We start from the raw sequence: 25,185 nt of genomic DNA on the forward strand, positions 1-25,185 counted from the left end.
CGCCCCGTCAGCATATCGGAACAACCCATAGTAGGCATATTACTCCTATCTGGTGGGGATGGTACTGGCAAGCGCAACGGAATATGCCACATGACCCCAGGTGGAAAGCCATTATTCACGAATCCGATAAAAAGTTACCATAGGTACAGCATATGTGGGGATTTCCAAAATATCAGTCCCCTCTTGTTGACCGTCAGTCGTCAACGAATAAGATAATAAATCGCATTGCAAAATTACAGGAGGAAAGGAGGCCTGCAAATGTCTGAGAATCAGTACGATGCGCCTGCTATGGAGGTCGTGGAATTCGGTAAGGACGATGCCATCTGCACCGTATTAACCCCTAGCGAGGGCTTTGAGACCGGCACGTTTGAGTAAAATTGTCTGTGTAAGTCTCGCGACCCGGGATTCCGATCCCGAGAAACGGAGGCACGCATGGTGAACTGCATCCCAAAACTTGGACGGCTTAAATAAAGACTACGCCGCGAAGGACTGGCTCCGGAACTCCTCCGGGGTCAGTCCTTTCAGTTTAACCCGCCTTCGCCTCGTGTCCCAATGGTCGACGTACGCGGCCTGGCGGGCGGCGGGATCAGCCGAAGGGGAAGCGGGACGTCGGGCGTCCGGATGCGTCATGCCGAAATGACGCGAAGCACGCGGTTGACAAAACTATAGAGACAGGTCCCAGAAAACTCAATCGCGGAAGGTCTCGAGTGGGCGATGCAGCTAAAAAGCACCGTCCCAAAAAGACTACTCTTGGAAGGCGCTGAGGCCGGGGGTCCAGGCGATGGTGGGGGTCGCGCCGTCGAGAACCTCGTTGATGGTGGCGGCCATGCCGGCAAGCAGGCTGTTCTCGCTTACGGTGAGCGTGTCGTAACCGCCGGCTCGCATGAGCTCGCGAATCACAGCGGCACCAGCCAAAATCACGCCCGCGCGCTTGGGTTGCACGCCCGGTAACGCGGCGATGCCCGCAACATCCAGCGCGGACATGCGCTCGATAGCGGCCGAAACCTGCTCCAGCGAAAGCTCGCGCAGGTGCACAAAGCTCGAATCATACGGCTCCAGTTCGTGGACGAGTGCCACGAGCGTAGTGACGGTACCACCCACCGCCACCAGGCGCTCGGCGCGCTCAAAGTCGACAGGCAGGCTCTCAAAATAGCCCGCAAACTGCTCGTTTGCCCAGCCGGCAGCAGCCGCAAGCTCGTCCGTTGACGGCGGCAGCGCCGAGAAAAACCGCTCGGTCACGCGGCGGCAACCGATATCCAGCGAGCGCGTTCCCTCCAGAGCGAAGATGCCGCGCTCCGGTGCATAAACGCCCGTCGCGAGCTCCGTGGATCCGCCGCCCGAATCGGCAACGATGATGCGTTCGCCCGCAAAGTCGTGTGCCACGCCAAAAAACGTCAGACGCGCCTCGACCTCGCCCGGAATCACCTGCGGCTCGAGCCCCAGCTCGCGCAGGCCGTCCAGCAGTAGCGCGGCATTGGACGCATCACGCGCGGCACTCGTGCACGTGGTGCAGATGCACGCGGCCCCAAAGGCACGGGCCTCGTCCACAAACATTCGGCACGCAGCGAGCACGCGCTCAACGGCCGCCTCGCAAAAGCGCCCCGTCGCATCCACGCCCTCGCCCAAGTCGGTAATCTCGGTATGCTTGGACGATTCCACGATCGCCCCGCCCTCGACCTGGGCCAACACTAGGCGCGACGACACCGTTCCCAGGTCGATCGCCGCCACCTTATATCGTTTGCAATCTGCCATTGCGGGCTCCCCTCCGGGCGCTATTTGCCGTTGGACACGACCGTCTGGCCCTCGACACCGTTAAACCCAAACAGTATGTCGAGCGCCTGGATGTACCACGGCGCGTCCTTGCCGACCTCTTCGATCTCTTTGACGACTTCGCTGGCCTTCTTGGCGTTCGAAGACTTTTTGCTCGACGACGCGTCCGAATCGTCGTCCAGGCCTAGCACGTCAATCTTGGTCTCGCCGGGCATCACCAGGCCCAGGTCCTCGGTCGCCGCGTCTTTAATGCCCTCCTCCGAGAGCAGTTTGTCGACGCTTTTCTGCAGCTCATCGTTGTACTGCTGGCGGATCTCTACTTGCTTGGCCAAAATATCGTTCGAGCGTTTGGCGACGTAGAGGTCGCGCACGGGAAAGTACAGGCTCACGAGTACCAGAACGACGACAATGCCAATAAACAGCCCGCGCTGGGGTCCATGGGTAAAGTCGTAGATCGCCTTGACCACCGCGTTGTCGTTGGCGTAGTGCATGAAGTCCGAGCCCGAAAGACGGTTCGAGGGCCTGGTCGACTTTTCGTGTGTTTGAGCCGAGGGGCGCTGCGTACGCGAAGCATGCGTCGGGCGCGCCGAACGTGACGGGCAGTCCGTCGGCATATTCATTTGAGCACGGGGGTGTGAGGCACTTGTCGGACGCTGTGCGCGTCGATCGGCGCCGGCGTAGTCGGACCCGCCGAGCTGCACGGTAGGTGCGAGGCGAGGCGACGGCTCGCGCGAACCGGCGGAATAATACCTGTTGTCGTAAATCTGATCCATGTGCGCCTTGTGCGGTTGAGGTTTGTTTGCGCTAAGTCTTTTAGTTATAGCACGAGCGCCCGCACCGCCTTCGCCAGCCTTTGCTCGACATAAAAAAGGCGCTGAGCCGTATGGCCCAGTGCCCAATGGTGCTCAGCAGCGCCCGGCGGAAGCGAGACGAATCCGAGTCAGCCCCGCCCCCACACACGCCGCTGTCTAGCGAATGTTGTAGAACGCGGCCTTGCCGGCGTAGCGCGCGCTGCCCTCGAGCTCGTCCTCGATGCGGATGAGCTGGTTGTACTTGGCGATACGGTCGCTGCGGCACGGGGCGCCCGACTTGATCTGGCCGGCGTTAACACCCACGACCAGGTCAGCGATGGTGGAGTCCTCGGTCTCGCCGGAACGGTGGCTCACGATGCAAGCATAGCCGGCCTCCTTGGCAGTTTCGATGGCCTCGAGTGACTCGGTGAGCGTGCCGATCTGGTTGACCTTGACCAGAATCGCGTTGGCGGCGCCCAGCTCGATGCCCTTTTTGAGGCGCTCGGTGTTGGTGACGAACAGGTCGTCGCCTACAAGCTGCACCTTGTTGCCAATGCGGCGGGTGAGCTCAACCCAGCCGTCCCAGTCCTCCTCTGCCATGCCGTCCTCGATGGAGATGATGGGATAGGTGTCGACGAGCTTCTCCCAGTAATCGACCATCTGGGCGCTCGTATACTCAACGCCCTCGCCCTTGAGCTCGTACATGCCGGTCTCGGCGTTGTAGAACTCGGTGGAAGCCGGATCCATGGCGTACATGAAGTCAACGCCGGGCTTAAAGCCGGCCTTCTCGACGGCCTTGGTGATGTACTCGAACGGCTCGGCATTGGTCTTAAGGTTGGGGGCAAAGCCGCCCTCGTCGCCCACGCCGCCGCCCAGGCCGGCCTCGTGCAGCACGCCCTTGAGGGTGTGGTAGACCTCGGCGCACCAGCGCAGGCCCTCGGCAAAGCTCGGGGCGCCCACCGGCATGATCATGAACTCCTGGAAGTCAACGTTGTTGTCGGCATGCACGCCACCGTTGAGGATGTTCATCATGGGCGTTGGCAGCAGATGGGCGTTAACGCCGCCCAGGTACTGGTACAGTGACAGGCCCGCCGACTCTGCCGCAGCGCGGGCAACGGCCAGCGATACGCCCAGAATGGCGTTGGCACCGAGCTTGGTTTTGTTGGGTGTACCGTCGGCGGCAATCAGTGCGGCGTCAATGGCACGCTGATCGAAGGCATCGAGGCCCACGACGGCGTTGTCGCACTCGTTGTTGACGTGCTCGACGGCCTGCGAAACGCCCTTGCCCAGGTAGCGACCCTTGTCGCCGTCGCGCAGTTCACATGCCTCAAAGGCGCCGGTCGAAGCGCCCGAAGGCACCATCGCGCGACCGAAGCTGCCATCCTCGAGCACGACCTCGACCTCGACGGTGGGGTTGCCGCGGCTGTCGAGCACCTCACGACCGTAGACGTCCAAAATGTCACTCATGTTGTCTCCCTCTCACTTGGAAACGTAGTGGATGCAAGCGACCGGCTGACCGTGCACCGTCGGTGCGCCTCCGTAAGTTAGCCATGTCGCACTTTTTGCATTATGCCCTAAGTTAGCCGAGGGATACACTTGATTTTCGAAAAATTTAGCGGGAACGATGAGGCGTGTCAGCCCGTCGTTCCCGCAGTCCTACTCCTCTGCCTTTGCGGCATCCCACAGGTCGTTGAGCCCGTGGGTCGAAAGCTCGGCAAGATCAACATGGGCATCGGCCGCCATCTGCTCCATCGCGGCCCAACGGCGGCGGAACTTTGCCGTGCTGGCACGAAGGGCGCTCTCGGCGTCGATGCCCTCTTTGCGCGCAACGTTGACCAGGGCAAAGAGCAGGTCGCCAAACTCCATCTCGCGCTCGGGCGAGCCGGGCTCCTCGGCCTCAAACTCGGCACGTTCCTCGGCGACCTCGTCCCACACGTCCTGGACCGTATCCCACTCAAAGCCCACGGCAGCCGCCTTGCGCGACACCTTCTGAGCCTGCATCAGCGCCGGCAGATGCGTGGGCACGCCGTCGAGCAGGCCCTCGGGCGCAGCATCGCCCGCCGCCACGGCCTGGTCCTTGGCAGCCTTCTCGGCAAGTTTGACCTCGTCCCAAATCTTGAGCACCTCGTCGGAGTTGTCGGCATCCACATCGCCAAACACGTGCGGATGGCGGCGAATGAGCTTGGCGTCGATATCGCGCGCCACGTCGGCCAGCGTAAACTCGCCGGCGTCCGCCGCAACCTGTGCATGCAGCACGACTTGCATGAGCACATCGCCCAGCTCCTCGCGAAGATGGGCCGCGTCATCCGCCTCGATGCAGTCGAGCGCCTCGTAGGCCTCCTCGATCATGTTCTTGCCAATGCTCTGGTGCGTCTGCTCACGGTCCCACGGGCAGCCGTCGGGCTGACGCAGGCGCCAGATAGTCTGTACCAGATGTTGTAACTCGGCCGATGCATCGACCAGCGTGGACAGGTCGCGCGAACCTTCGGCATTTTGCTGAGCCATGTGCTCGGCCATGGTTAGTCCTCCTCCATGATCACATGGCGGAACGCGCCGCCCTCGTAGATACCATAGCTGTGCGTGCCGTCCTTGGGGATGCTCACGCTGCCGGGATTGAAGAGCCACAGACCCGGGTGCGCGGTGCTTTCCTCGTTGACCTTGACGTGCGTGTGACCGTAGACGAGCGCGGAGCCCTCGGGCAGCGCGGGCGCGTGATCGACGCTGTTGTGCATGCCGGCGCCAAAGACGTGGCCGTGCGTCAGGAACAGCTCGCGGCCGACCTCGTCGAACAGTGTGGCGTAGTCGGCCATGACGGGAAAGTCGAGAACCATCTGGTCAACCTCGGCGTCGCAGTTGCCTCGCACCGCGATAATGCGGTCGGCCAGGGCGTTGAGCAGCGGGATCACGCGCTTGGGAGCGTAGTCGCGCGGCAGGTCGTTGCGCGGACCGTGATAAAGCAGGTCGCCCAGCAGGACGATGCGGTCGGGCTGCTCGGCTTCGATGGCGGCGCAGAGGCGCTCGGTCCAATATGCCGAGCCGTGGATGTCAGAAGCGATGAGGTATTTCATGGAGGTCCTTTCGGGGTGGGGTTGACGTGGCCGGGCGCGGAATGTCGCCACCAGCCGCGTTATTCAAATCGCAGTGCCGCGCTCTGGGCCGCCTGCATCACGCGTTGGAGCGGCACATTGTGCTCACGGGCAAGGCGGGCGCAGTCTTCGTACTCGGGCGCCGCACGCTCACTGCCGTCGGGCAAGGTGGCCACCTTGACGGACACCTCGCCCCACGGCGTCGTTACGCGCTCAAAGTAGCGCGGCAGGCAAACGCGCTCCATAACCTGGCGGCGGATGCCATTGGTCGTGGTTTCCAAAAAGATGATCGTCTGCAGGCGCTCGATATCCTCGTGGGTGCAGATTACCTGCAACTGCCAGCCAGGACGGCCTTTCTTGCAATAGAGGGGCAGCCAGTGCACCTCGCGCGCGCCGGCCTCGCGCAGGCGGTCGGAGGCGTAGGCGAGCACCTCGGGCGACGCGTCGTCGATGTCGCACTCCAGCTTGACGATGGTTTCGGGCGCATCGGTCTCGCGGGACAGCGGAGATGTAGTTCCACGTTGCATACGGTCCGGCTCCTTTCCGCACGGGCTCGTTTTATTCACCCAAACGCTAGCACATCGCGAGCGGCGCAAGTGTGGCGGCGCGCGATGAGCGCGATTTTCCTTGTCTGCAAGAACCGACACTCCACCGCCTCGGCCAAACATGTACATCAGCCTCCAAACATGTCATTTTTTGTCGGTTTTGGAGGCTGAGGTACATGATTCGAAGCAAGGCCGATGTCGCGAGCCCGCCCTTATGCGCCGCCCGTCCTTTCCAGTCGATTTCGACCCCCGGCGCGCACATCGCACTGGGGGCCGCGCCGTTACAATGGAGCAGATTCGCTTGACGTAAAGGAGCCACCATGCCTGCTTGCCCGCTGGTCGATTGCCATACTCACACCTCGTTTTCGGACGGACACGCCTCGTTTGAAGACAACGTCCGCGCCGCTGCTGCGGCCGGTTGCCGCACCATGGTCTCGACCGATCACCTTACCCTGCCTGCCAGCATGGATGCCACCTGCGAGGTGCAGGTTGTCGAGGGCGACCTGCCGGCGCATCGTCTGGCTTTTGAGGATGCCCGCAAGCTTGCCGCGCAGATTGCGCCGGAGCTTGAGCTTGTCTATGGCTTTGAGTGCGATTGGTACGAAGGCTGCGAGCCTTTGGTTGAGCGCTGGTCCCGGGGCGCCGTCGTACGCCTGGGCAGCGTGCATTGGATTGGTAACCCGGGCAATATCATGGCAGGCGCTGCGGGCACGACGGGGACAGAGGGCGTCGCACGCCCCGATACGCCCGACTCACGCTGCGGCTGGATCGACGACGACACCAACCTGCACGTTTGGGAAAACTTAGGTGTGCGCGGCGTGTGGGAGCGCTACGTCGATGAATGGTGCCGCGCCTGCGAAAGCTCGCTCAACTTTGATGTGATGGCTCACCCCGACCTGGTCATGCGCTTTTCGAAGGAAGGCTTTGCGCCCGATTTTGACCCCGCACCGTTTTGGCAGCAGATGGCCGAGTGTGCGCACGATACGGGCCGCCGCGTTGAGGTCTCGACGGCCGCACCGCGCAAGGGGCTCGACGACTACTATCCCGCGACCGGCCTTTTGCGCTGCTTTGCCCATGCCGAGGTGCCGATTACCTTTGGCTCGGATGCGCACCGCGCCTGTGATATTTGCTGGAATATCCGCGAGGCCCAAGCCCATGCCTACGACTGCGGCTACCGAACCTTCGACATCCCCCACCCCACCGGCGAATGGGAGTCCACACCCCTCGCCTAGCCATCCCTTCATAAGTTGCGGTGAAATAGCTCCTATTTATAGCCCTAAGACCGTCAAACAAGTACTATTCCACCGCAACTTCTATGGTCATCGGGGACGTTCTTTAACGACTAGTGGCGGCGGGCGTTGAGTTCGCCGGCCAGCTCGTCGAGGGTAATGCCGTAGCGCTCAAGCGTCACGAGCAGGTGGTAGACCAGGTCGCCAGCCTCGTAGCGAATGTGATCATGGTCGTTATCCTTGCAGGCCATGATCACCTCGCTCGCCTCCTCGGCAAGCTTCTTGAGCAGCTCATCCTCCACATCGGTCAGCAGTCGAGCGGTATAGCTTTCCTGCGGCGACGCATCGCGACGACCGTGAATCACCTCGGCCAGCCCCGTTAGCGTCTCGCCGATATTTCCATCCTGAACATTTGCGGTACGCACACCCATGGTTCAATCCTTTCTGGTTGGCCAAGCGCCTGGTCGAGCGCCCGCCCTACGCGAGTTTCTTAAAGAAGCAGGTACGGTTGCCGGTATGGCAGGCCGGACCCGGCGAGTCGACCTTGACCAGCAGCGTATCGCTATCGCAGTCGGCCCAGAGTTCGCGAACCTCCTGCATGTTGCCGCTCGTCGCGCCCTTGTTCCAGAGCTCCTGGCGACTGCGGCTCCAAAACCACGTGGTGCCGGTCTTGAGCGTCAGCCCCACCGACTCCTCGTTCATCCAGGCAACCATGAGCACCTCGCCGGTGTCATACTGCTGAACCACACAAGGAATCAGCCCGCGGGCGTCGTACGCAAGCTTTGAAGGATCGGTTATCTCTTCCATTTCTCTCCCCAAATTCAAACTTCGCAGGTCGGCGAGGGTTGTCCAGGTGCCCGAGATTCCGAGCGACAAGCCCGACGACGCGTACTTAAGTACGCGAGGAGGGTTGGAGCCGGAAGGTCGGGTGCCTGGGCAAGCCGCAGCGCTAGAAGTCCAACCTGACAGGGATGCCTTGAGAGGCCATATACTCCTTCACCTGGCGAATGCTGAAGGTTCCAAAGTGAAAGACGCTCGCCGCCAGCACGGCGTCGGCCTCGCCCTCGATCACGCCCTCGGCAAAATGCTCGAGCGTGCCCACGCCGCCGCTCGCGATGACGGGGATTGGCACCGCGCGGGCTACGGCGCGGGTGAGCGCCAAATCAAAGCCGGCCTTGGTGCCGTCGCGGTCCATGCTGGTAAGCAAGATCTCGCCGGCGCCGCGACGAGCCGCCTCCTCGGCCCACGCCACCGCGTCGATGCCCGTGGCGTTGCGACCTCCTGCGGTAAAGACCTCCCACTTGTCGGCACCGGATGCGCCGGGCAGGCCGACGCGCTTGGCATCGATCGCCACGACCACGGCCTGGCTGCCAAACGCCGCGGCAGCTTGGCTAATCAGCGACGGATCGCGCACGGCCGCCGAGTTGAGCGACACCTTGTCGGCACCGGCGGCAACCATGGTGCGCATGCCCGCCAGGTCGCGAAAGCCGCCGCCCACGGTATAGGAAATGGCGAGCTCCTCGGCCGCATGTGCCGCCATCTCGATGGTCGTCGCGCGGTTGTCGCTCGTCGCGGTAATGTCCAGGAAGACGACCTCGTCTGCACCCTCGCGGTCGTAGGCGCGGGCCAGTTCTACCGGATCGCCCGCATCGCGCAAGCTCACAAAGTTAACTCCCTTGACCACGCGGCCGTCCTTGACGTCCAGACAGGGAATTACGCGCTTGGTAAGCATGGGCTACTCCTCCCCTCGGGCGGCGGCCAGCGCCTTGGCCAGCGTAAAGTTGCCCTCGTAGAGCGCACGGCCGGTAATGGCGCCTTCAATCGCGCCCTCACCCACCGCGGCCAGTGCGCGGATGTCGTCGAGCGTCGAGATGCCGCCCGAAGCCACGACGGGAAATCCCGCGACCTCGGCCACATGGCGATACGCCGCCACATCGATACCCGTCTGCATGCCATCGCGCGCGATGTCGGTATACACCAGATGCTTAAAGCCCAGATCGGAAAGCTGCGCCACGGCATCGTCGAGCGCCACACCTGCGCCGTCGCGCCAGCCGTTCACCTTGACCTGACCGTCGCGCGCGGCGATGTCTGCCACCAGCAACTCGCCAAAGCCTTGGGCTGCCACTTCGGCAAAACCCGGCTCGGTCACCAGCACGGTGCCCAGCGCGATACGGCATGCGCCGTAGCCTGCCAACTCGTCGATGCGCGCAAGCGAGCGGACGCCGCCGCCCACGTCCACGGACAGACCGTCGACGCCGCAGATGGCCTTAATCGCCGCCGAGTTGGCAGCGCGTGCGCCCTCGTCCTCGCCAAAGGCAGCGGACAGGTCGACGACGTGCACCCAGCTCGCGCCCTGTTCGGCAAACGAGCGGGCAACGGCCACGGGGTCGTCGGAATATACCTTGCAGCGGCTGCGGTCACCGCGCTCCAGGCGCACGACCTTGCCGCCGATCAGATCGATTGCGGGAAACAGGATCATCGGCCAACCTCCTCGACGATGCTCACAAAGTTCTTAAGGATGCGCTGACCCAGCGCGGAGGATTTCTCGGGATGGAACTGGCAGCCCCACACGTTGCCATGGCGCACGATGCACGGGAAGCTCCGCGTATAGTGTGTGCGCGCCAGCACATCGGCGGCATCGGCGTCGTCAGCCACCGCGTAGCTGTGGGTGAAGTACATGTTGGCACCCTCGGCAAAACCGGCAAGCAGCGGATCGGCCGCACCAGCGGGCGTCATGTGCACCTGGTCCCAGCCCACGTGCGGCACCTTCAGGCGGCTCGACTCCAAGCGCGTGCACGAACCGCGCATAATGCCCAGGCCATCGACCCAGGGACCGCCAGCCTGCTCGGGGGCGCTGCCGTCGGCGAGGGCGCCCTCGTCCGCAGGCACGCCCTCGTTGCCGCGCTCAAAAAATAGCTGAAGGCCCAGGCAGATGCCGAACAGCGGGGTTCCGGCGGCAACGGCGTCGAGCACCGCGTCCGCCTCGCCGCTCTGGCGCATAAAGGCGATCGCGTCATAGAACGCACCCACGCCCGGGATGACCAGGCCGTCGGCGCGGCGGATCTGCTCCGGATCGTCCGACGTGCAGGCGGCGGCACCGGCGCGCACAAGCCCGCGCACGACGCTCGACAAGTTGCCCTTGTGGTAGTCGACCACCACGATCTTCGGTTCGCCCACGCGACCCTCCTTTTTCCCATTCAAAACCTGCCAAAAAGGGACAGGTTTATTTTGGTCGGTTAAACGTTCACCCACCGTATGAGACAGCATTTCCGCAGATAAAACCTGCCAAAATAAACCTGTCCCTTTTTGGCAGGCTACAGCGAGCCCTTGGTGCTGGGGATGCCCTGCACGCGGGGATCGAGCTCGCAGGCGTGGCGCATCGTGCGGCCCACGGCCTTAAAGGCGGCCTCGATAATGTGATGCGAGTTGCCGCCTGCGAGCTCGCGCACGTGCAGCGTGAGCTTGGCATCGCGCGCAAAGGCATAGAAGAACTCGACGGCCAGCTCGGTATCGAAGCTGCCCACACGTTCGGTCGGCACGGGCAGCTCGCAGTAGGCCTGGCCGCGACCCGAAATGTCCACGGCGGCCATCACGAGCGTCTCGTCCATGGCAATCGCCGCGTCTGCAAAGCGCGTAATACCCGCCTTGTCGCCCAGCGCTTGGCAAAACGCCTCACCCAGCACAATGCCCGTGTCCTCGACGGTATGGTGCGCGTCGACCTCCACGTCGCCTACTGCATGCACCGTTAAATCAAACAGGCCATGGCGGCCAAAGGCGTTGAGCATGTGGTCGAAAAACGGCACGCCGGTCGAGATATCGCACACGCCGCATCCGTCCAGGTCGAGTTTGACAACAATGTCGGTCTCCCCCGTCTTGCGGGTCACCTCGGCATAACGGCTCATCTACATCTCCTCCTTCACCAGCGCGGCAAACGCAGCCAGCACCTCATCGTTTTCCTGCGGGGTGCCCACGGTAATGCGCAGACAGTCCGCAAGCCCCGGCGCGTAGCTAAAGTCGCGCACTAAAATCGAATACTCGTCGCGCAGGCGCTCACGCACGCGCGTAGCATGCGGCGTGCGCACGAGCACAAAGTTCGCCGCACTCGGCCATGCCTCCACGGGCAGACCCCCGGCAGCCATTGCGCGCAGGGCACACAGTTCGCGCTCGCGCTCGGATGCGACCTGTGCCACCACGGGCGCATACGCATCGCGGGCGCGCACGCAGGCAAGCGCCGCCGCCTGGCTCAGCACGTTGACCGAATAGATCTGGCGAATCGCCGCGAACACGTCGATGACCTCGGGCGCCGCAATCACATAGCCCAGACGCGTGCCGGCGGCGCCAAACGCCTTGGACAGCGTATGCAGGATCACCAGGTTGGGATGCTCGGCGATAAGTCCCTGCGCTGTGGTGGCCGCGCCAAACGAATCATCGGCAAACTCCACGTAGGCCTCGTCGACCATCACCACGCCGGGGCACGCATCGCACAGGGCCGCGACAAAGTCGAGCGGTGCCACGTCACCCGTGGGGTTATTGGGCGAGGTCACTATGGCCAGGTTGCACTCGGGCGCCACCGCGAGCACGGCAGTCTGGTTGAGCTCAAAGGTCGCCGGGTCGCGCCACACGTCGCGCACCTCGGTCTGACAGAGCGACGCAAAGAACGCATACTCGCTAAAACACGGCGGACAGTTGAGCAGGGTCCGCCCCGCGCCGCCAAACGCCAGCAGGTAGTTATAGAGCAGCTCGTCGCCGCCGTTGCCCACGCAGATATTCTCGCGCGCCACGCCATGCCAAGCGGCAAGCTCGTCGCGCAGGTCACAGGACATGGGATCGGGGTAGCGGTTGAGCGGCGTGGCAGCCAGGGCGGCGTCGACCGCCTCGCGCACGCCAGCCGGCACGGGATAGGTGTTCTCGTTGGCCGAAAGGTTGATGCGCGCGGGCGTAAAGTTGGGATCGTAGGGCTCAATGCCAGCCAAGTAGGGCTGGACGAGCTCCTTCATGCGGGGCGTGAGTTCGGCCATTTTAGGCCTCCTCGCCGGTCGCGCCAGCGCCATCCGCACTTGCAGCCGCTAGGTCCACACCCTCGGCGACCGTGGCCACGGCGTCGCCCGGCCAGGCGACCTTGGTCAGGTCGGCCGCGGCCAGAGACTCAGCACTCACGGCACCCTCGCCCTGCTCCAGCACACGGCGACGCAGCGCGGCGGAAAGCGCGTGCGCCCACAGGCCCTCGGCCTCGGCTAGACGTTGTGTGGCGGGAGCGTCGGAGAGCAGGCCCTCGGGCGTATAGCAAATGACACTCGAGCGCTTGACGAATTCTTCGACCGAAAGCGGGTTGGAGAACATGGCCGTGCCGCCGGTCGGCAGCGTGTGGTTGGGGCCGGCAACATAATCGCCAAGCGGCTCGGAGCTCCAAGCGCCCACAAAGATGGCGCCGGCGTTGCGAATGCCGCCGAGCAGGCCCATCGCATCCTTGCAGTGCAGCTCCAGGTGCTCGGGCGCCACGGTGTTCACCGCCTCGACGGCTGCAGCCATATCGGCGGCCACCACGATGGTGCCCTCGTTGTCGAGCGAGGCGCGCGTGATCTCGGCACGCGGGGACTGTCCCACCAAAATGTCGATACCTGCCTCGACCTCGCGCGCAAACTGCTCGTCGCAGGTCACCAGATAGCAGGCTGCTAGCGGATCGTGCTCGGCCTGGGCCATCAGGTCGGCCGCGACCACCATGGGCTTGGCCGTGGCATCGGCCAGCACGCAGACCTCGGAGGGGCCGGCGACCATGTCGATGCCCACGTCGCCCGAGACAATCTGCTTGGCCGCGGCAACAAAGGCGTTGCCCGGACCGGTGATTTTGTCGACGCGCGGAATGGTCTCGGTACCGTATGCCAGCGCGGCCACGGCCTGAGCGCCGCCCACCATATAGATTTCGTCCACGCCGCCGAGCTTTGCCGCCGCGAGCGTGTAGGGACTGATCAGGCCATCTTTTTGCGGCGGGGTCACCATGACCACGCGCTCGACGCCGGCGACCTTGGCGGGAATGGCATTCATGAGCACCGTGGAGGGATACTGCGCGCGACCGCCCGGCACGTAGATGCCGGCCGCCGCAAGCGGGGTCACCTTAACGCCGAGCATGGTGCCATCTGCACGCGTGGTAAACCAGCTCTGCTCGACCTCGCGCTGGTGGAACTCGCGAATCTGGCGCGCAGCCTTCTCGAGCGCCGCGACAAAGGCCGGGTCGAGGCCTTCGAGCGCGGCATCGATCTGCTCTTGCGGCAGACGGAAGCTCTGCAGCTCAACACCGTCAAAGCGCATGCAATAGTCGCGCACCGCGGCATCGCCGTTGGCGCGCACGTTGGCCACGATATCGCGGGCGGCGTCGACGATGTTTTGCGGCAGCACGTCCTTACGGTTGAGCTGGTTGGTAACGAGACGCTCACCGGGAGCAAGCTTGATAGTCTTCATATCGGTATCCCCTATCGGTCGAGGTTGTGTTCGAAAAACGAGAGGCCGGGCGGCGGCGCCCATCGGCCCGCAGCCCAGACGTTGGGGCGCCCGTGCGTGCTCGCGCTATTGTGCCGAGCCCGCAACGGGCTCAAAATGTTTGTCCTTAACGGCCGCCGCCAAGCGATCTGCCAGATTGCGTACGCGCGGATCTAAGCGAGCGGCACCCGGGTTGACAAAAAAGCGCGCCGTGCAGTCCATAATGAGACCAGTAATAACCAGGTCGTTATCGCGCAGCGTGGCACCCGTAGCGGTAATATCCACGATGCGATCGGTCATGCCGACGATGGGTCCCAGCTCGATGTTGCCGTGCAGCGAAACGATATCGGCGTTCACACCGCGCTCGGCATACCAGGCACTCGCGATGCGCGGGTACTTGGTTGCCACGCGAAGCGAACCGCGTCGGGCATAGTTGCGCTCGGCCTGGCCGGCGCGCCACGCGGGCTCCGCCTCGATAAAGGTGCACAGGCCATAGCCCAGGTCGACCAGCTGCAGCAGGTTGAGGTCGGCCTCGATGAGCGAATCCCAGCCGCAGATGCCGCAATCGGCGCCGCCGCAGCCCACAAAGGCGGGCGCATCGCTGGGTCGCACGATAACAAACTCGATATCGCCGACCGTGCCCTCACCGACGTGTGTGTCACGGCCGCGCACGATGAGGTGACGGCCGGGGTCACGCAACTCAGAGACGTCCAGGCCCGCGGCCTCGAGCACGTCGAGCGTGTCTGCCTTAAGCGAACCCTTGGGCACGGCAATGCGCAGCGGACCCTCGGCGCCACGGCCCGCGGCGTGATCGCCGTCGGAAGCAGCGTCCTCTGCCGAGGTGCGCGCGGCCTCCAGGCGCTCGAGCGAAAAGGCGAAACCCGCCGCCGGCACCTCGATGCCGTTGCCGAACGCTCCGGTAAAGATGGAGTCGTAGCGACCGCCCGAGCCCACCGGATCGGGCAAGCCGCCGGCATAGGCCTTAAAGACCAGACCCGTGTAGTAATCGAAAGAGTTCATAATGGAGAAATCGAACGACAGCACCTGGGCGTCCTCGGGAGCCAGGCCCTCAACCAGGGCTCGCAGCTCGCGTGTGAGCGGCGCGACGATACCGGCCGCCGCCAGCAACGCATCCACGCGGTCGAGCACCTCGGCGCCGCCATGCAGGCGCGGCAGCTCGCTAATGGCGGCCTTGACGGCATCGGACTCGGCGCTTGCCGCCACGCGGGCATCGAGGCCCACAAAGTCGTTGGCGTGCACGCAGCGCAGGGCCTCGGCGGCCAGCTCGCGATCCTCGCACGCCGCGAGCAGCTCCTTAAACGGACGCACGCTACCTGCGATAATGCGCGCATCGGGCAGTGCGAGCTTACGCACGGCCTCGGCGACCAACGAGACAATCTCGACATCGCCCGCGGTATCGCCCGCGCCGATGAGCTCAAAGCCCAGCTGGGTAAACTGACGCGAGCCGCCGGCATTGCGCTGGCACTCGCGGACCACCGGCGCCTCGTAGCGCAGGCGAAGCGGCAGGTCGGCCGCGCGCATACGGGTCGAGACCAGGCGCACGATGGGCAGCGTGTTGTCGGGGCGAACCACCAGCAGGCGGCCATCGTCGTCAAAAAGCTTGAACGGCGTGTCCGCGATACGGCCGCCCTCCTCGAGCGAACCCTTATCCGCGAGCAGCGGCGTCTCGACCGGAAAATAATGATGCTCCCTAAAGCAGCCCTTCACCGTCAGCGCAATCTCCTCGCGCGCCTGAGCCTCCTCGGGCAATATGTCCCGGAATCCCCACGGTGTGGCCGTCATCTGGTGAGCCTCCTCATGTTGTACTTCATATAGAACAGAAGACCGGCATAGCTCCGCCGGTCTTCTGGGTACTTTAGCATACTAGAGTGTTTGCGGGGAGAACCGTCCCCCTCGGCTCACAGCGTATTCATTTGGAAACAATGGAGGAGGCACATCCCGCCCGCCAGCCAAAAACTGGGATGCGGTTTCCGGTTGAGGTCTTCAGCGGAAAGTGCGTCCCGGAATTTGGGCTTGGAATGGGATGTACTTTCCGGATAGGACCGCATACGGAAAGTACATCCCATTCTGGAGGCTCATTCCGGGACAGGCTTTCCGGTTGGGCTTCAAGCGGAAAGTCTGTCCCATTTCTCAGAGAGCGCCAAACTAAAATTCGCCAAACGCCAGCTCGGCGCCCTGTCCCACTTAGGCGCCAATCGCACGACGATACTCTGCCATTACCTGCGCATCGGCAGCTGCGGGGTCGGCAAAATAGCGCCAGTCATAGGTCTCGGCCGAAACAACTCCGCGATAGCCGCGCGCCACCAGCCTATCCAGGTCGGCGCGCATATCGCGGTCGCCGTCACCCCAGGCAAGATGCGTCGTGCCGTCTGCCGCAACATCGACAAAATGCACGTGGGCGACATCATCGCCAAGCAGATCGAAATAATCGTCGATGGTATCCCCTGCCACCGCCATAGCGCCCAAATCCAGACACGCCTTAAGTGCCGGATGATCAACTGCCTCGATCATGCGCTTCGTGTCGGCCGCCGAGTTCACGATCATCGACTCAACCGGCTGTAGGGCCTCGAGCACCAGTCGCACGCCGCGCTCTCCCGCATGCTCGCCAATCGCACGCAGCATCGAGGCGCTGCGACCCCACGCGTCCTCGATCGGCTCGTTCAAAAATGCCCAGCCGCTCGAGACCATGACCTGCTCGGCTCCAAGTTCCGTCGCGATATCCACAACGTTCTTAAAGTACGCGAGCGTGCGGGCGCGCGCCTCATTCCCGCGCGCCGCGATATTCCACGGCTTGGGGTTGTTCTGTTCGGGACAAAGCCCCACAATCCGAACCCCATACCGCTGTGATAGCTCCCGCACCTGCTCGAGCGAATCGTATCCATGGCAATCGACATACAGATGCATCGCCCCGGTCCAAAGCTCGCAACACGTGTAGCCCGAGGCCGCTGCCGAAGAAAAGAACTCCTCAAGGTCAAAATAACGATGGCTGATATTCATGGCGGCAAGCTGGGGATAGCTCATAATTACTCTCCAACCCAAGCGAGGCCCCGTTCCATATAGGAGCGAGGCCCAATTACACAAACGTTATTTGCTCTTAGTAGTCGAACTGGTGATAGTAGCGACGGTAGTTGAGGTTGTGCTTGGTGACCGTCTCGTAGTAAGCGGCAAGGCGATCGGTGATCAGCGAGGAGAGGATCCACGGGGACACGATGACGCGGAACTCGTCGTCAAGGCCGGGGATCGCGAACTCGGCGGTGTCGATGACGTTGATGTCGGTGTCGCCGGTCACGCCGCGGGTCAGGAAGGCGCGGACGCGCTCGTCGAGCTTGCGGTTCTCGTCCTCGCCCATGAACAGGAAGACCGGGACGCCGGGCTCCACGAGCTCGAGGGTGCCGTGGAAGAAGTCGGCCGAGGTGATGTAGCGGGTGCGCTTCCACTGCATCTCCTCGAGGATGCACATCGAGAAGAGGATGGTCTCGCCCCACAGGGCGCCGGAGCCGATGAACATGGTGTAGGGGGCCAGGGCGTACTTCTTGGCGAGCTCCTCGGCGCGCGGCTCGAAGCGCTTGCGGATATCGAGCATGTCCTTCCAGATGTCCTTGGTCTGCTCGATAAACAGGTCGAACTTGGGGAAGCAGCCGCGGCGGTTGAGCAGGCGCAGGCCGAAGCAGTCGGCGAGGTAGTAGCCCATCTCGCAGCCGCCGTTACCATGATCGGAAGCCATCTTGACGCAGTTCTCGGCACCCACAGCCTGGCCGATGGGGCCCTCGGGCTTGGTCATGGCGTAGACGCGCACGCCCATGCCCTTCATCTTCTTGACGGCCTCGAGGACCTCGGGGGTGGTTCCGGACTCGGAGGCGGTGAGCACGACGGACTTCTCGGTCATGCGCTTGTGGCCGGAGACGTTCCACTCGGCGGCGTGGATCAGGTAGACCTCGAGGTCGCGGTCGCCGAACTTGTTCATGAGGTACTCGAGCTGCATGAGCTCGTCCCAGGTGCCGCCGACGCCCATCAGGAACACGGCGTCGTAGCCCTCGTCGGCGACCTTGTCGGCGAGCGCGGTCATCTTCTTGCCGGTCTCGTAGAGCGCCTTGCCGTCCTCGAGGTAGCCCTCCTGGTCGAAATGCATGATCTCGATCTTCTCGGTTTCCTTCATGGCTTTTCCTTTCTGTCCTGCACGCAACTCTATACATCGCGTTTATTTTCGATACCAATTATAGACATACACCTAACGTGTTTTTAATACCACTTATCAATCTGTTCCAATCATCGGTGAACGGTCGAAATTCTCTGGTGAGTGGTATTAAATTAGAATTGAATGTATAGCTAACGCCTCTGGCGCCTCCCTTGTGTGACAAAGAACAGCGTTCCTACCAGCGCAATAATGGTCGATGCCCCAAACAGTACCGTCTGGACACCCAAAGCCTCCGCCAAAAACGGAGCCGCCAGCAGCGGCAGCACGCCGGCGCTCATCAGGCCAAAACGCACAAAGCCGGTAATGCGCCCCAGGTATTTGATGTCAGCGCGCTCCTGAATCAAGATCATCTGCAGCGGTTCCAGGAATCCCCAGGCCAGACCGTTAATCGCCTGACCGATAATCGCGACCCCCAGCATATCGGTGCCCACGTACACCATGGACCCAATGCCCACGGCCATGAGCGCGCCGAGCAGCAATCGCAGGTTGACATGGCGGGCAGAAAGCTTGGTCAGGATGAACGCGCCCACCGAGGAAGTGAGGCCCACGACCGAGGACAGCCAGCCCAGCCAGACGATATCCACGTTGAGCACATCGCGATAGAACAACGACTCCAGCGAATCGAACGCGCCAAACGCAAAGAAGCCCAGAAAGCCCGAGATAAAGATAAGGCGCAGGTCGTGGTCGCGAAACGTAAGTCGCGCGCCCTCGGCCATGCCGCCCAGAATGCCGCCCTTCGGCTTCTCCCCTTTTGCGGGAGCAACACACTCGTGACAGCCCAAGGAGAGCACGGCCGCCACACCCATCATGCCCGCCATGAGCAGATAGACCGATTGCGTGGCAAAACAGCTCACGATGGCACCACCGAGCAGCGGGCCAGCGGTATAGGCGATATTGCTGTAGAACACCATGAGACCGTTCACGCGGGTACGGCCCTCGGTGGTCGACTCCAGGTATCCCGGAAACGCATGCGTACAGGTGTTGATAAAGCCGCCCGCAAGCCCCAAGACGCACGCGGCAAACACAAGCCCGTGGACAGACAACGGCGCCAACCCCACGCCAAGCGATAGCACCGCCGTAATCATGCACGTCACAAACGACGTCCGGCGCGGTCCAAAGCGGTCGATGACCGAGCCCGACACCATATTGCCCGCCGACGTCATAAGATTGCGTACGAGCGTAATGGCAGCAACCAAAAAGGCCGTGCCAGCCAAATCATACGTCGCCGCGCCGATAAGCCCTAAAAAGTACACCGCGTTGTTGGCGCACCATTGCAGGGACTCAATAAGAATCAGCCTGACCTCTGCCGGCGTCAGGCGCATTGCTTCGCGATCCCTCGCGAACATACGAACTCCTTCTATACAAAAAGGGGATGGAGGGCATAGGCCCGCTCCATCCCCTTACCAGTTTGCAATGACAGTCTATGCAGCCGGGCCCTTACGCCAGCACGCCGAAGAACGCGCCGACGATGCCCACGGCCATGGTGGCCACGATCAGCACCATGGGGTTGATCTTCTTGGACAGCAGCCAGTAGTACAGCCAGAAGGCGATCATGCCGAGCATGCCGGGCATGATGCCGTCCAAGATGTCCTGGAGGGTCTGGGCGTCGTCGCCCGAGCCGATGGCCACCGGGATGCTGGCCCAGAACATGTCCTTGCACATGGCGCCAACGACCATGACGCCCACGATTCCCACGCAGGTCATGATCTTCTGCATGAGGCCGGTCCTCTGGGCCTCGTCCAGGAAGCCCACGCCCAGCTCGTAGCCCTTGACGGCGCCCCAGATGCGCAGCGCGAAGCCGGGGACGTTGTAGATGAGCAGGAAGGCGATGGGGCCGAAGGGGTTGCCGGCCTGGCACAGGCTGATGCCCACCGCGGCGGCGACCACGCGCAGCGTCGACAGGAAGATGGAGTCGCCGATGCCGGACAGCGGACCCATGAGGGCGGCCTTGACGTCGTTGACGCTCTCGGGCTCGATCTCGCCGCGGGCGACCTTCTCCTCCATGGCCATCGCGATGCCGCCGACGAACGGGGCGAACTGGACGGTGATGTTGAAGAACGCGCAGTGGCGGTGCAGGGCCTCGGCGTAGTCGTCGGGGCGGCCGGCGTAGATCTTCTTGAGCATGTTGGCGACCATCAGGCAGAAGGCGATGTTCATCTGCTTGTAGTAGGTCCAGGAGAACTCCATGCCCAGGGCGCCGGTGTTGACGGCGCTCTTGATGAGGTCGGAGCGCGTGATCTTGTTCTCGGGACTAGAAGTCATCGTCCTCATCCCCTTCCGCGGAGAGCTGGGGCTGGGCTCCGCCCAGGCCGAGCAGGTCGAACTTGTCGATGCCGATGATGATGGCGATCAGGGCGACGCCCAGGACGGGCACGTTGGCGTAGGAGCACAGCAGGAAGCCCAGGAAGTAGAAGGGCACGAGCTGCTTGGTGAGCACCAGGCGGCCGAGCATGGCGAAGCCCATGGCAGGCAGGATGTTGGCGGCAACGCCGCAACCGTCGATGATGAAGGGCGGGATGAAGTCGAGCAGGCCCTGGATGGCGTCGGAACCCAAATAGAAGGCGCCGCCGCACAGCAGGAAGTACTCGACGCAGCCCCAGATTCCAATTCCCCAATGAACAGCGTAGATGCCTTTGAGGTTTCCCTTGAGGGCGAACTTGTCTGCCATATCGACAAACACAGGGAACAAGGCATTGGTAATGTTGCCGATCGTCAGTGCAAGGACGGCGATGGGCATGGCGAGCGCGATGGCCGTCTCGGTACCCTGACCGAGCTGAATGGCAAACGCGCAGGCGAGCACGCCGCCGACGGTTTCGTTAGGCGGCACGTAGGCGCCGATGGAGATGGAGCCCATGAACAGCAACTCCAGGCTGGCGCCAACGGCAAGGCCAGTCTGCAGGTCCCCCAGCACCAGGCCCACGAGCGGGCACAGGACGATGGGGCGGAACGCGTAGAGGGTACCGAGCTGGTAGTCGAGGCATCCAAACGCTCCGACTAAGCCGACGAGTATTGCTTGGACAAGCATAATTCCTCCCAATAAGGAATCTCGAACCGTCGTCACTCCCGTCGCGCGCGTTGTTGATATCAATTCCGGGAGTTCGATTCCACGGCTCGAAGCGTACCTGGTGTGCTGCTAACACCCATGCCAGGCACAAATGATTTGATACCAATTATAGGTATGCAGGTTCTTACTATTTAATACCACTCGCTCAACGGAGAGTTTTTTACCGTAAACGGCAGACGTATCCCGTCAGGCGCGCTCTTTGTTTCGATGGAGGACAAGCGTCACCAGAAAGCCATCGCCAAAGGCATCGGATGCCAAGTTGGCCACAATCACCAAAACGATAATCGCTGCGCCCAAAAGCTCGTTCCAGCGAAAGACCTCGCCAAAGAGGAGCGCCGACCAGCAGGGAGCGAGCACGACCTCACTCATGCAAACCAAGTTGGCCGCAAACGCGTTGGTGCGCGCAATCCCCTTGGCATACAGCACACTCGCAAGGCCGCTGCAAAAAAGGCCATGCACCAGCATAAGCCCCCACTCAAAGGGTTTCACGGAGCCTAGGTCGTCGGCAAAATAGACGATCGGAAGTATCGAGATGCCGCAGGAGATGAGCGAGGACACCATGGGCAACGCATCGGGGCGAGAGTTTAAAAAGAAACACAGCCCAAAGGTGGCGCCCGAAATGACGGCAAGCAGGTTGCCGAGCATGCCCTCGGCACTCAAATCACCTAAAAAGAAAAGTCCCATACCCGTAAAAGCAACCACCACGGAGGCAATCTTCGCAGGCGAGGGCAACGTGCGAGTTGCGAGCGATTGATACACGATAACGAAAATCATCGAGGTGTACTGCAGAACGATCGCGTTGCCGACCGTCGTGAGCTGGTTGGCAAAGTTAAACGTAGTGCCCGTCACGAAGTTGCAGACGGCCACAAGGACAATAAGACGGCTGACGCGGAGGACAGGCCTGCCGACGAGCAGGATAAAGAGCGCCATAAATATTGCCGTAACGGCACCGATCAAAAGAGCTGACTGCGAATTGGCGCGAACGAGGATGCCGATAAAACTCCACAAGAGCGCCGTGCCAAATAGATACATCGCCCCGCTCACGCCATTATCGGGTGGATTGTCAGATCGAATCACGAAGCACCTCCAGCTAGCTTTCGGTAATAAAAAACGGCGACCGCAATGGGTCGCCGTTTCCCTTGGGGGCAGAATAGAACGTAGGAACCTACGCCAGCACGCCGAAGAACGCGCCGACGATGCCCACGGCCATGGTGGCCACGATCAGCACCATGGGGTTGATCTTCTTGGACAGCAGCCAGTAGTACAGCCAGAAGGCGATCATGCCGAGCATGCCGGGCATGATGCCGTCCAAGATGTCCTGGAGGGTCTGGGCGTCGTCGCCCGAGCCGATGGCCACCGGGATGCTGGCCCAGAACATGTCCTTGCACATGGCGCCAACGACCATGACGCCCACGATTCCCACGCAGGTCATGATCTTCTGCATGAGGCCGGTCCTCTGGGCCTCGTCCAGGAAGCCCACGCCCAGCTCGTAGCCCTTGACGGCGCCCCAGATGCGCAGCGCGAAGCCGGGGACGTTGTAGATGAGCAGGAAGGCGATGGGGCCGAAGGGGTTGCCGGCCTGGCACAGGCTGATGCCCACCGCGGCGGCGACCACGCGCAGCGTCGACAGGAAGATGGAGTCGCCGATGCCGGACAGCGGACCCATGAGGGCGGCCTTGACGTCGTTGACGCTCTCGGGCTCGATCTCGCCGCGGGCGACCTTCTCCTCCATGGCCATCGCGATGCCGCCGACGAACGGGGCGAACTGGACGGTGATGTTGAAGAACGCGCAGTGGCGGTGCAGGGCCTCGGCGTAGTCGTCGGGGCGGCCGGCGTAGATCTTCTTGAGCATGTTGGCGACCATCAGGCAGAAGGCGATGTTCATCTGCTTGTAGTAGGTCCAGGAGAACTCCATGCCCAGGGCGCCGGTGTTGACGGCGCTCTTGATGAGGTCGGAGCGCGTGATCTTGTTCTCGGGACTAGAAGTCATCGTCCTCATCCCCTTCCGCGGAGAGCTGGGGCTGGGCTCCGCCCAGGCCGAGCAGGTCGAACTTGTCGATGCCGATGATGATGGCGATCAGGGCGACGCCCAGGACGGGCACGTTGGCGTAGGAGCACAGCAGGAAGCCCAGGAAGTAGAAGGGCACGAGCTGCTTGGTGAGCACCAGGCGGCCGAGCATGGCGAAGCCCATGGCAGGCAGGATGTTGGCGGCAACGCCAAAGCCAGCAAGGACAAAGTCGGGGATAAAGTCGAGCACGCCCTGGATAGCGTCAGCACCCAGATAGAACGACAGCGAGCACAACAGGAACGCCATGATGATACCGGTGGAACCGATCAGGAAGTGCATCGCATAGACGCCCTTAAGGTTGCCCTGGGCAGAGAAAACATCGGCGCGGTCAACCAAAATCGGCAGGGCGGCGTTGAGGATGTTCTTGATGGCAAGGCACAGCGTGGCGATGGGCATAGCGAGCGCGATGGCTGCCTCGGTGCTCTGGCCCAGCTGGATAGCGAAGGCACAGGCGAGCACGCCGCCGATCGTCTCATCGGGCGGCACGTAGGCACCGATGGAGATTGAGCCCATGAACAGCAGCTCCAGGCTCGCACCGATCGCGAGGCCGGACTGCAGGTCCCCCAGCACCAGGCCCACGAGCGGGCACAGGACGATGGGGCGGAACGCATAGAGCGTACCGAGCTGGTAGTCGAACTTACCAAACGCGGCGATAAGTCCGATGAGGATTGCTTGGACAAGCATACATCCCCCTTTCCTAATAGGACACTACGAAGAACCCGCAGGCTCTTCGAAATTAAACGCCTAGAGCACGCTGGCGCAGTCGACCTTGGGGTCGTCGGCCAGAGGACGAATCTCGACCTCGACGCCGCGGCTCAGCATCTCGCGCACATCGGCTTCCTCGGCCGCAGTCAGGAAGATCTGACGAGAGACCTGACGAGCATCGGGGCGCTTCTCGTCCTTGGGCTTGGTGTTGCCCAGGTTGACCGACTTGATCTGCGGGCAGCCCTCAACAAGCTGCTTTGCCTCAGCGATGGTGGCGACGCAGATAATCATCTTGTATTTGTCAGTCACACCCGAGTTAATGGCCTCGATGGCATTCGCCATATCCTTGATGACGAGCTTGCAGCCGGCAGGCTTTCCCATCTTGAGCGTCGTCTTCCACACCGGGTCGTTAGCGACCTTATCGCCCACGCAGAAGATGCAGTTGGAGCCGAGGCCCTGAACCCAAGAGACCGCGACCTGGCCATGAAGCAGGCGATGGTCGACACGAAGTAGCTGAATCATAATGTGACCCCCCAAAGGTCTTGTGCCGTCTTACGGCGTGTCAGTAGGTGCTGCGGATTAGAACTCTTCTTCCTCGTCGTCATCGACCAAAAGATCGTTGACAAACTTCACGCGCGTATCGTCCGCAGCGACGATGGTGCGAATCGTCTCTTCAACCGGCGCCGACTCGTCAGAGAACAGCAGCTGAATGAGCAGAGGAAGGTTCATGTTGGTAACGAGGTACGTGCGGGGACGCGTCTGGACGATCTTGGTGAACTCGTTGTTGACGCTGCCGCCAAAGAGGTCGGTGCACACGACGACATCATCGTCGTCAGCCATGCCTGCCAGCAGTTTTTGGGCCTCCTCGGCCACGTCCATGCGGTCATCGACGAACATCGAAAGATCGTGGACGTTGTCGCGAGCGCCCGAGAGCAGCTCGATGCTCTCCTTGATGCCGGTAGCGAAGTGCGCATGGCTGGCGATGATGTACTGTCTCATTCTGTGTTCCTCTCAATAGCCCGGCGCGTTCCCGCACCCGTTTTCTTTAGTAGTCGAACTGGTGATAGTAGCGACGATACTTGAGGTTGTGCTTGGTGACCGTCTCGTAGTAGCGAGCCAGGCGGTCGGTAACGAGCACCGTCAGAATCCACGGGGACACGATGACGCGGAACTCGTCGTCAAGGCCGGGGATCGCGAACTCGGCGGTGTCGATGACGTTGATGTCGGTGTCGCCGG

27 protein-coding genes and 1 pseudogene are annotated in these 25,185 nt (G+C 62.3%); 1 reads left to right on the plus strand and 27 read right to left on the minus strand.

Features of this window, described 5'->3' with window-relative positions; all coding sequences use genetic code 11:
- Positions 1 to 474: 474 nt before the first annotated feature.
- From ACTNDJ_RS03235 to larC, 7 genes are all read right to left on the minus strand, one after another.
- Positions 475 to 630, minus strand: coding sequence for an IS3 family transposase (locus ACTNDJ_RS03235; RefSeq protein WP_441083308.1), 156 nt, complete (start codon positions 628 to 630; stop codon positions 475 to 477).
- 114 nt (positions 631 to 744) lie between these two features.
- Positions 745 to 1,752, minus strand: a complete 1,008-nt coding sequence (locus ACTNDJ_RS03240) for a Ppx/GppA phosphatase family protein (protein ID WP_441083309.1) — start codon at positions 1,750 to 1,752, stop codon at positions 745 to 747.
- 20 nt (positions 1,753 to 1,772) lie between these two features.
- Positions 1,773 to 2,543, minus strand: coding sequence for a hypothetical protein (locus tag ACTNDJ_RS03245; protein WP_441083310.1), 771 nt, complete (start codon positions 2,541 to 2,543; stop codon positions 1,773 to 1,775).
- 195 nt (positions 2,544 to 2,738) lie between these two features.
- Complete coding sequence (gene eno / locus ACTNDJ_RS03250) at positions 2,739 to 4,028, minus strand: phosphopyruvate hydratase (protein ID WP_441083311.1); 1,290 nt, start codon at positions 4,026 to 4,028, stop codon at positions 2,739 to 2,741.
- 189 nt (positions 4,029 to 4,217) lie between these two features.
- Positions 4,218 to 5,078, minus strand: coding sequence for a nucleoside triphosphate pyrophosphohydrolase (gene mazG / locus ACTNDJ_RS03255; protein ID WP_441083312.1), 861 nt, complete (start codon positions 5,076 to 5,078; stop codon positions 4,218 to 4,220).
- A 2-nt stretch (positions 5,079 to 5,080) separates the two neighbouring features.
- Positions 5,081 to 5,629 carry a phosphodiesterase gene (yfcE, locus tag ACTNDJ_RS03260; protein WP_427748071.1) on the minus strand — a complete coding sequence of 183 codons (549 nt, stop codon included), beginning with the start codon at positions 5,627 to 5,629 and terminating at the stop codon, positions 5,081 to 5,083.
- Between the two features lie 59 nt (positions 5,630 to 5,688).
- The gene (larC, locus tag ACTNDJ_RS03265) at positions 5,689 to 6,174 is read right to left on the minus strand and encodes a nickel insertion protein (protein WP_427718872.1); all 486 of its coding nucleotides are present in this window, start codon (positions 6,172 to 6,174) and stop codon (positions 5,689 to 5,691) included.
- A 338-nt stretch (positions 6,175 to 6,512) separates the two neighbouring features.
- On the opposite strand from larC, the gene ACTNDJ_RS03270 reads away from it, so the two are divergent.
- Entirely contained in the window at positions 6,513 to 7,424 is a 912-nt protein-coding gene (locus tag ACTNDJ_RS03270) for a PHP domain-containing protein (protein WP_441083313.1), read from the plus strand.
- A 110-nt stretch (positions 7,425 to 7,534) separates the two neighbouring features.
- Here the strand turns inward: ACTNDJ_RS03270 and hisE are convergent, their stop codons facing one another.
- The 20 genes and pseudogenes from hisE to ACTNDJ_RS03370 form a co-directional block, all read right to left on the minus strand.
- The gene (gene hisE / locus ACTNDJ_RS03275) at positions 7,535 to 7,852 is read right to left on the minus strand and encodes a phosphoribosyl-ATP diphosphatase (protein ID WP_006235893.1); all 318 of its coding nucleotides are present in this window, start codon (positions 7,850 to 7,852) and stop codon (positions 7,535 to 7,537) included.
- Between the two features lie 46 nt (positions 7,853 to 7,898).
- On the minus strand, positions 7,899 to 8,228 hold the full coding sequence (gene hisI / locus ACTNDJ_RS03280; protein ID WP_154515095.1) for a phosphoribosyl-AMP cyclohydrolase: 330 nt from the start codon (positions 8,226 to 8,228) through the stop codon (positions 7,899 to 7,901).
- Positions 8,229 to 8,370: 142 nt separating this feature from the next.
- Positions 8,371 to 9,153, minus strand: coding sequence for an imidazole glycerol phosphate synthase subunit HisF (gene hisF / locus ACTNDJ_RS03285; protein ID WP_441083314.1), 783 nt, complete (start codon positions 9,151 to 9,153; stop codon positions 8,371 to 8,373).
- 3 nt (positions 9,154 to 9,156) lie between these two features.
- Entirely contained in the window at positions 9,157 to 9,900 is a 744-nt protein-coding gene (locus tag ACTNDJ_RS03290) for a HisA/HisF-related TIM barrel protein (RefSeq protein WP_441083315.1), read from the minus strand.
- Complete coding sequence (locus tag ACTNDJ_RS03295; protein WP_441062950.1) at positions 9,897 to 10,598, minus strand: imidazole glycerol phosphate synthase subunit HisH; 702 nt, start codon at positions 10,596 to 10,598, stop codon at positions 9,897 to 9,899. The genes ACTNDJ_RS03290 and ACTNDJ_RS03295 overlap by 4 nt, the downstream gene beginning before the upstream one ends.
- 137 nt (positions 10,599 to 10,735) lie before the next feature.
- The gene (hisB, locus tag ACTNDJ_RS03300) at positions 10,736 to 11,323 is read right to left on the minus strand and encodes an imidazoleglycerol-phosphate dehydratase HisB (RefSeq protein WP_427795451.1); all 588 of its coding nucleotides are present in this window, start codon (positions 11,321 to 11,323) and stop codon (positions 10,736 to 10,738) included.
- Complete coding sequence (gene hisC, locus ACTNDJ_RS03305; protein ID WP_441083316.1) at positions 11,324 to 12,439, minus strand: histidinol-phosphate transaminase; 1,116 nt, start codon at positions 12,437 to 12,439, stop codon at positions 11,324 to 11,326.
- 1 nt (position 12,440) lies between these two features.
- Positions 12,441 to 13,877, minus strand: coding sequence for a histidinol dehydrogenase (gene hisD, locus ACTNDJ_RS03310; protein ID WP_441083317.1), 1,437 nt, complete (start codon positions 13,875 to 13,877; stop codon positions 12,441 to 12,443).
- A 105-nt stretch (positions 13,878 to 13,982) separates the two neighbouring features.
- Entirely contained in the window at positions 13,983 to 15,698 is a 1,716-nt protein-coding gene (hisG, locus tag ACTNDJ_RS03315; RefSeq protein WP_441083318.1) for an ATP phosphoribosyltransferase, read from the minus strand.
- Positions 15,699 to 16,100: 402 nt separating this feature from the next.
- The gene (locus ACTNDJ_RS03320; protein ID WP_441062947.1) at positions 16,101 to 16,937 is read right to left on the minus strand and encodes a sugar phosphate isomerase/epimerase family protein; all 837 of its coding nucleotides are present in this window, start codon (positions 16,935 to 16,937) and stop codon (positions 16,101 to 16,103) included.
- Between the two features lie 73 nt (positions 16,938 to 17,010).
- Positions 17,011 to 18,072 (minus strand): SIS domain-containing protein, encoded by a 1,062-nt coding sequence (locus ACTNDJ_RS03325; protein ID WP_441062946.1) that lies wholly within the window; start codon positions 18,070 to 18,072, stop codon positions 17,011 to 17,013.
- Positions 18,073 to 18,242: 170 nt separating this feature from the next.
- Positions 18,243 to 19,457: an MFS transporter gene (locus ACTNDJ_RS03330; RefSeq protein WP_441055343.1), complete on the minus strand. Its 1,215-nt coding sequence runs from the start codon at positions 19,455 to 19,457 to the stop codon at positions 18,243 to 18,245.
- A gap of 91 nt (positions 19,458 to 19,548) precedes the next feature.
- Positions 19,549 to 20,382, minus strand: coding sequence for a PTS system mannose/fructose/sorbose family transporter subunit IID (locus tag ACTNDJ_RS03335; RefSeq protein ID WP_427794524.1), 834 nt, complete (start codon positions 20,380 to 20,382; stop codon positions 19,549 to 19,551).
- Positions 20,363 to 21,136 carry a PTS mannose/fructose/sorbose/N-acetylgalactosamine transporter subunit IIC gene (locus ACTNDJ_RS03340; RefSeq protein WP_035137735.1) on the minus strand — a complete coding sequence of 258 codons (774 nt, stop codon included), beginning with the start codon at positions 21,134 to 21,136 and terminating at the stop codon, positions 20,363 to 20,365. Before ACTNDJ_RS03340 ends, ACTNDJ_RS03335 begins: the two co-directional genes overlap by 20 nt.
- A 225-nt stretch (positions 21,137 to 21,361) precedes the next feature.
- Entirely contained in the window at positions 21,362 to 22,252 is an 891-nt protein-coding gene (locus ACTNDJ_RS03345) for a DMT family transporter (RefSeq protein ID WP_441083319.1), read from the minus strand.
- An 88-nt stretch (positions 22,253 to 22,340) separates the two neighbouring features.
- Positions 22,341 to 23,174, minus strand: coding sequence for a PTS system mannose/fructose/sorbose family transporter subunit IID (locus ACTNDJ_RS03350; protein WP_427794524.1), 834 nt, complete (start codon positions 23,172 to 23,174; stop codon positions 22,341 to 22,343).
- Positions 23,155 to 23,928 (minus strand): PTS mannose/fructose/sorbose/N-acetylgalactosamine transporter subunit IIC, encoded by a 774-nt coding sequence (locus tag ACTNDJ_RS03355; RefSeq protein ID WP_441062944.1) that lies wholly within the window; start codon positions 23,926 to 23,928, stop codon positions 23,155 to 23,157. The genes ACTNDJ_RS03350 and ACTNDJ_RS03355 overlap by 20 nt, the downstream gene beginning before the upstream one ends.
- A gap of 60 nt (positions 23,929 to 23,988) precedes the next feature.
- Positions 23,989 to 24,471 (minus strand): PTS sugar transporter subunit IIB, encoded by a 483-nt coding sequence (locus ACTNDJ_RS03360; RefSeq protein ID WP_427719850.1) that lies wholly within the window; start codon positions 24,469 to 24,471, stop codon positions 23,989 to 23,991.
- A gap of 57 nt (positions 24,472 to 24,528) precedes the next feature.
- The gene (locus tag ACTNDJ_RS03365; protein ID WP_441062943.1) at positions 24,529 to 24,948 is read right to left on the minus strand and encodes a PTS sugar transporter subunit IIA; all 420 of its coding nucleotides are present in this window, start codon (positions 24,946 to 24,948) and stop codon (positions 24,529 to 24,531) included.
- Between the two features lie 46 nt (positions 24,949 to 24,994).
- A pseudogene (locus ACTNDJ_RS03370) lies at positions 24,995 to 25,185 on the minus strand (SIS domain-containing protein); the annotation flags it as partial.

It is taken from the genome of Collinsella sp. HCP3S3_D1 (genome assembly GCF_052064015.1).
Taxonomy (GTDB): Bacteria; Actinomycetota; Coriobacteriia; order Coriobacteriales; family Coriobacteriaceae; genus Collinsella.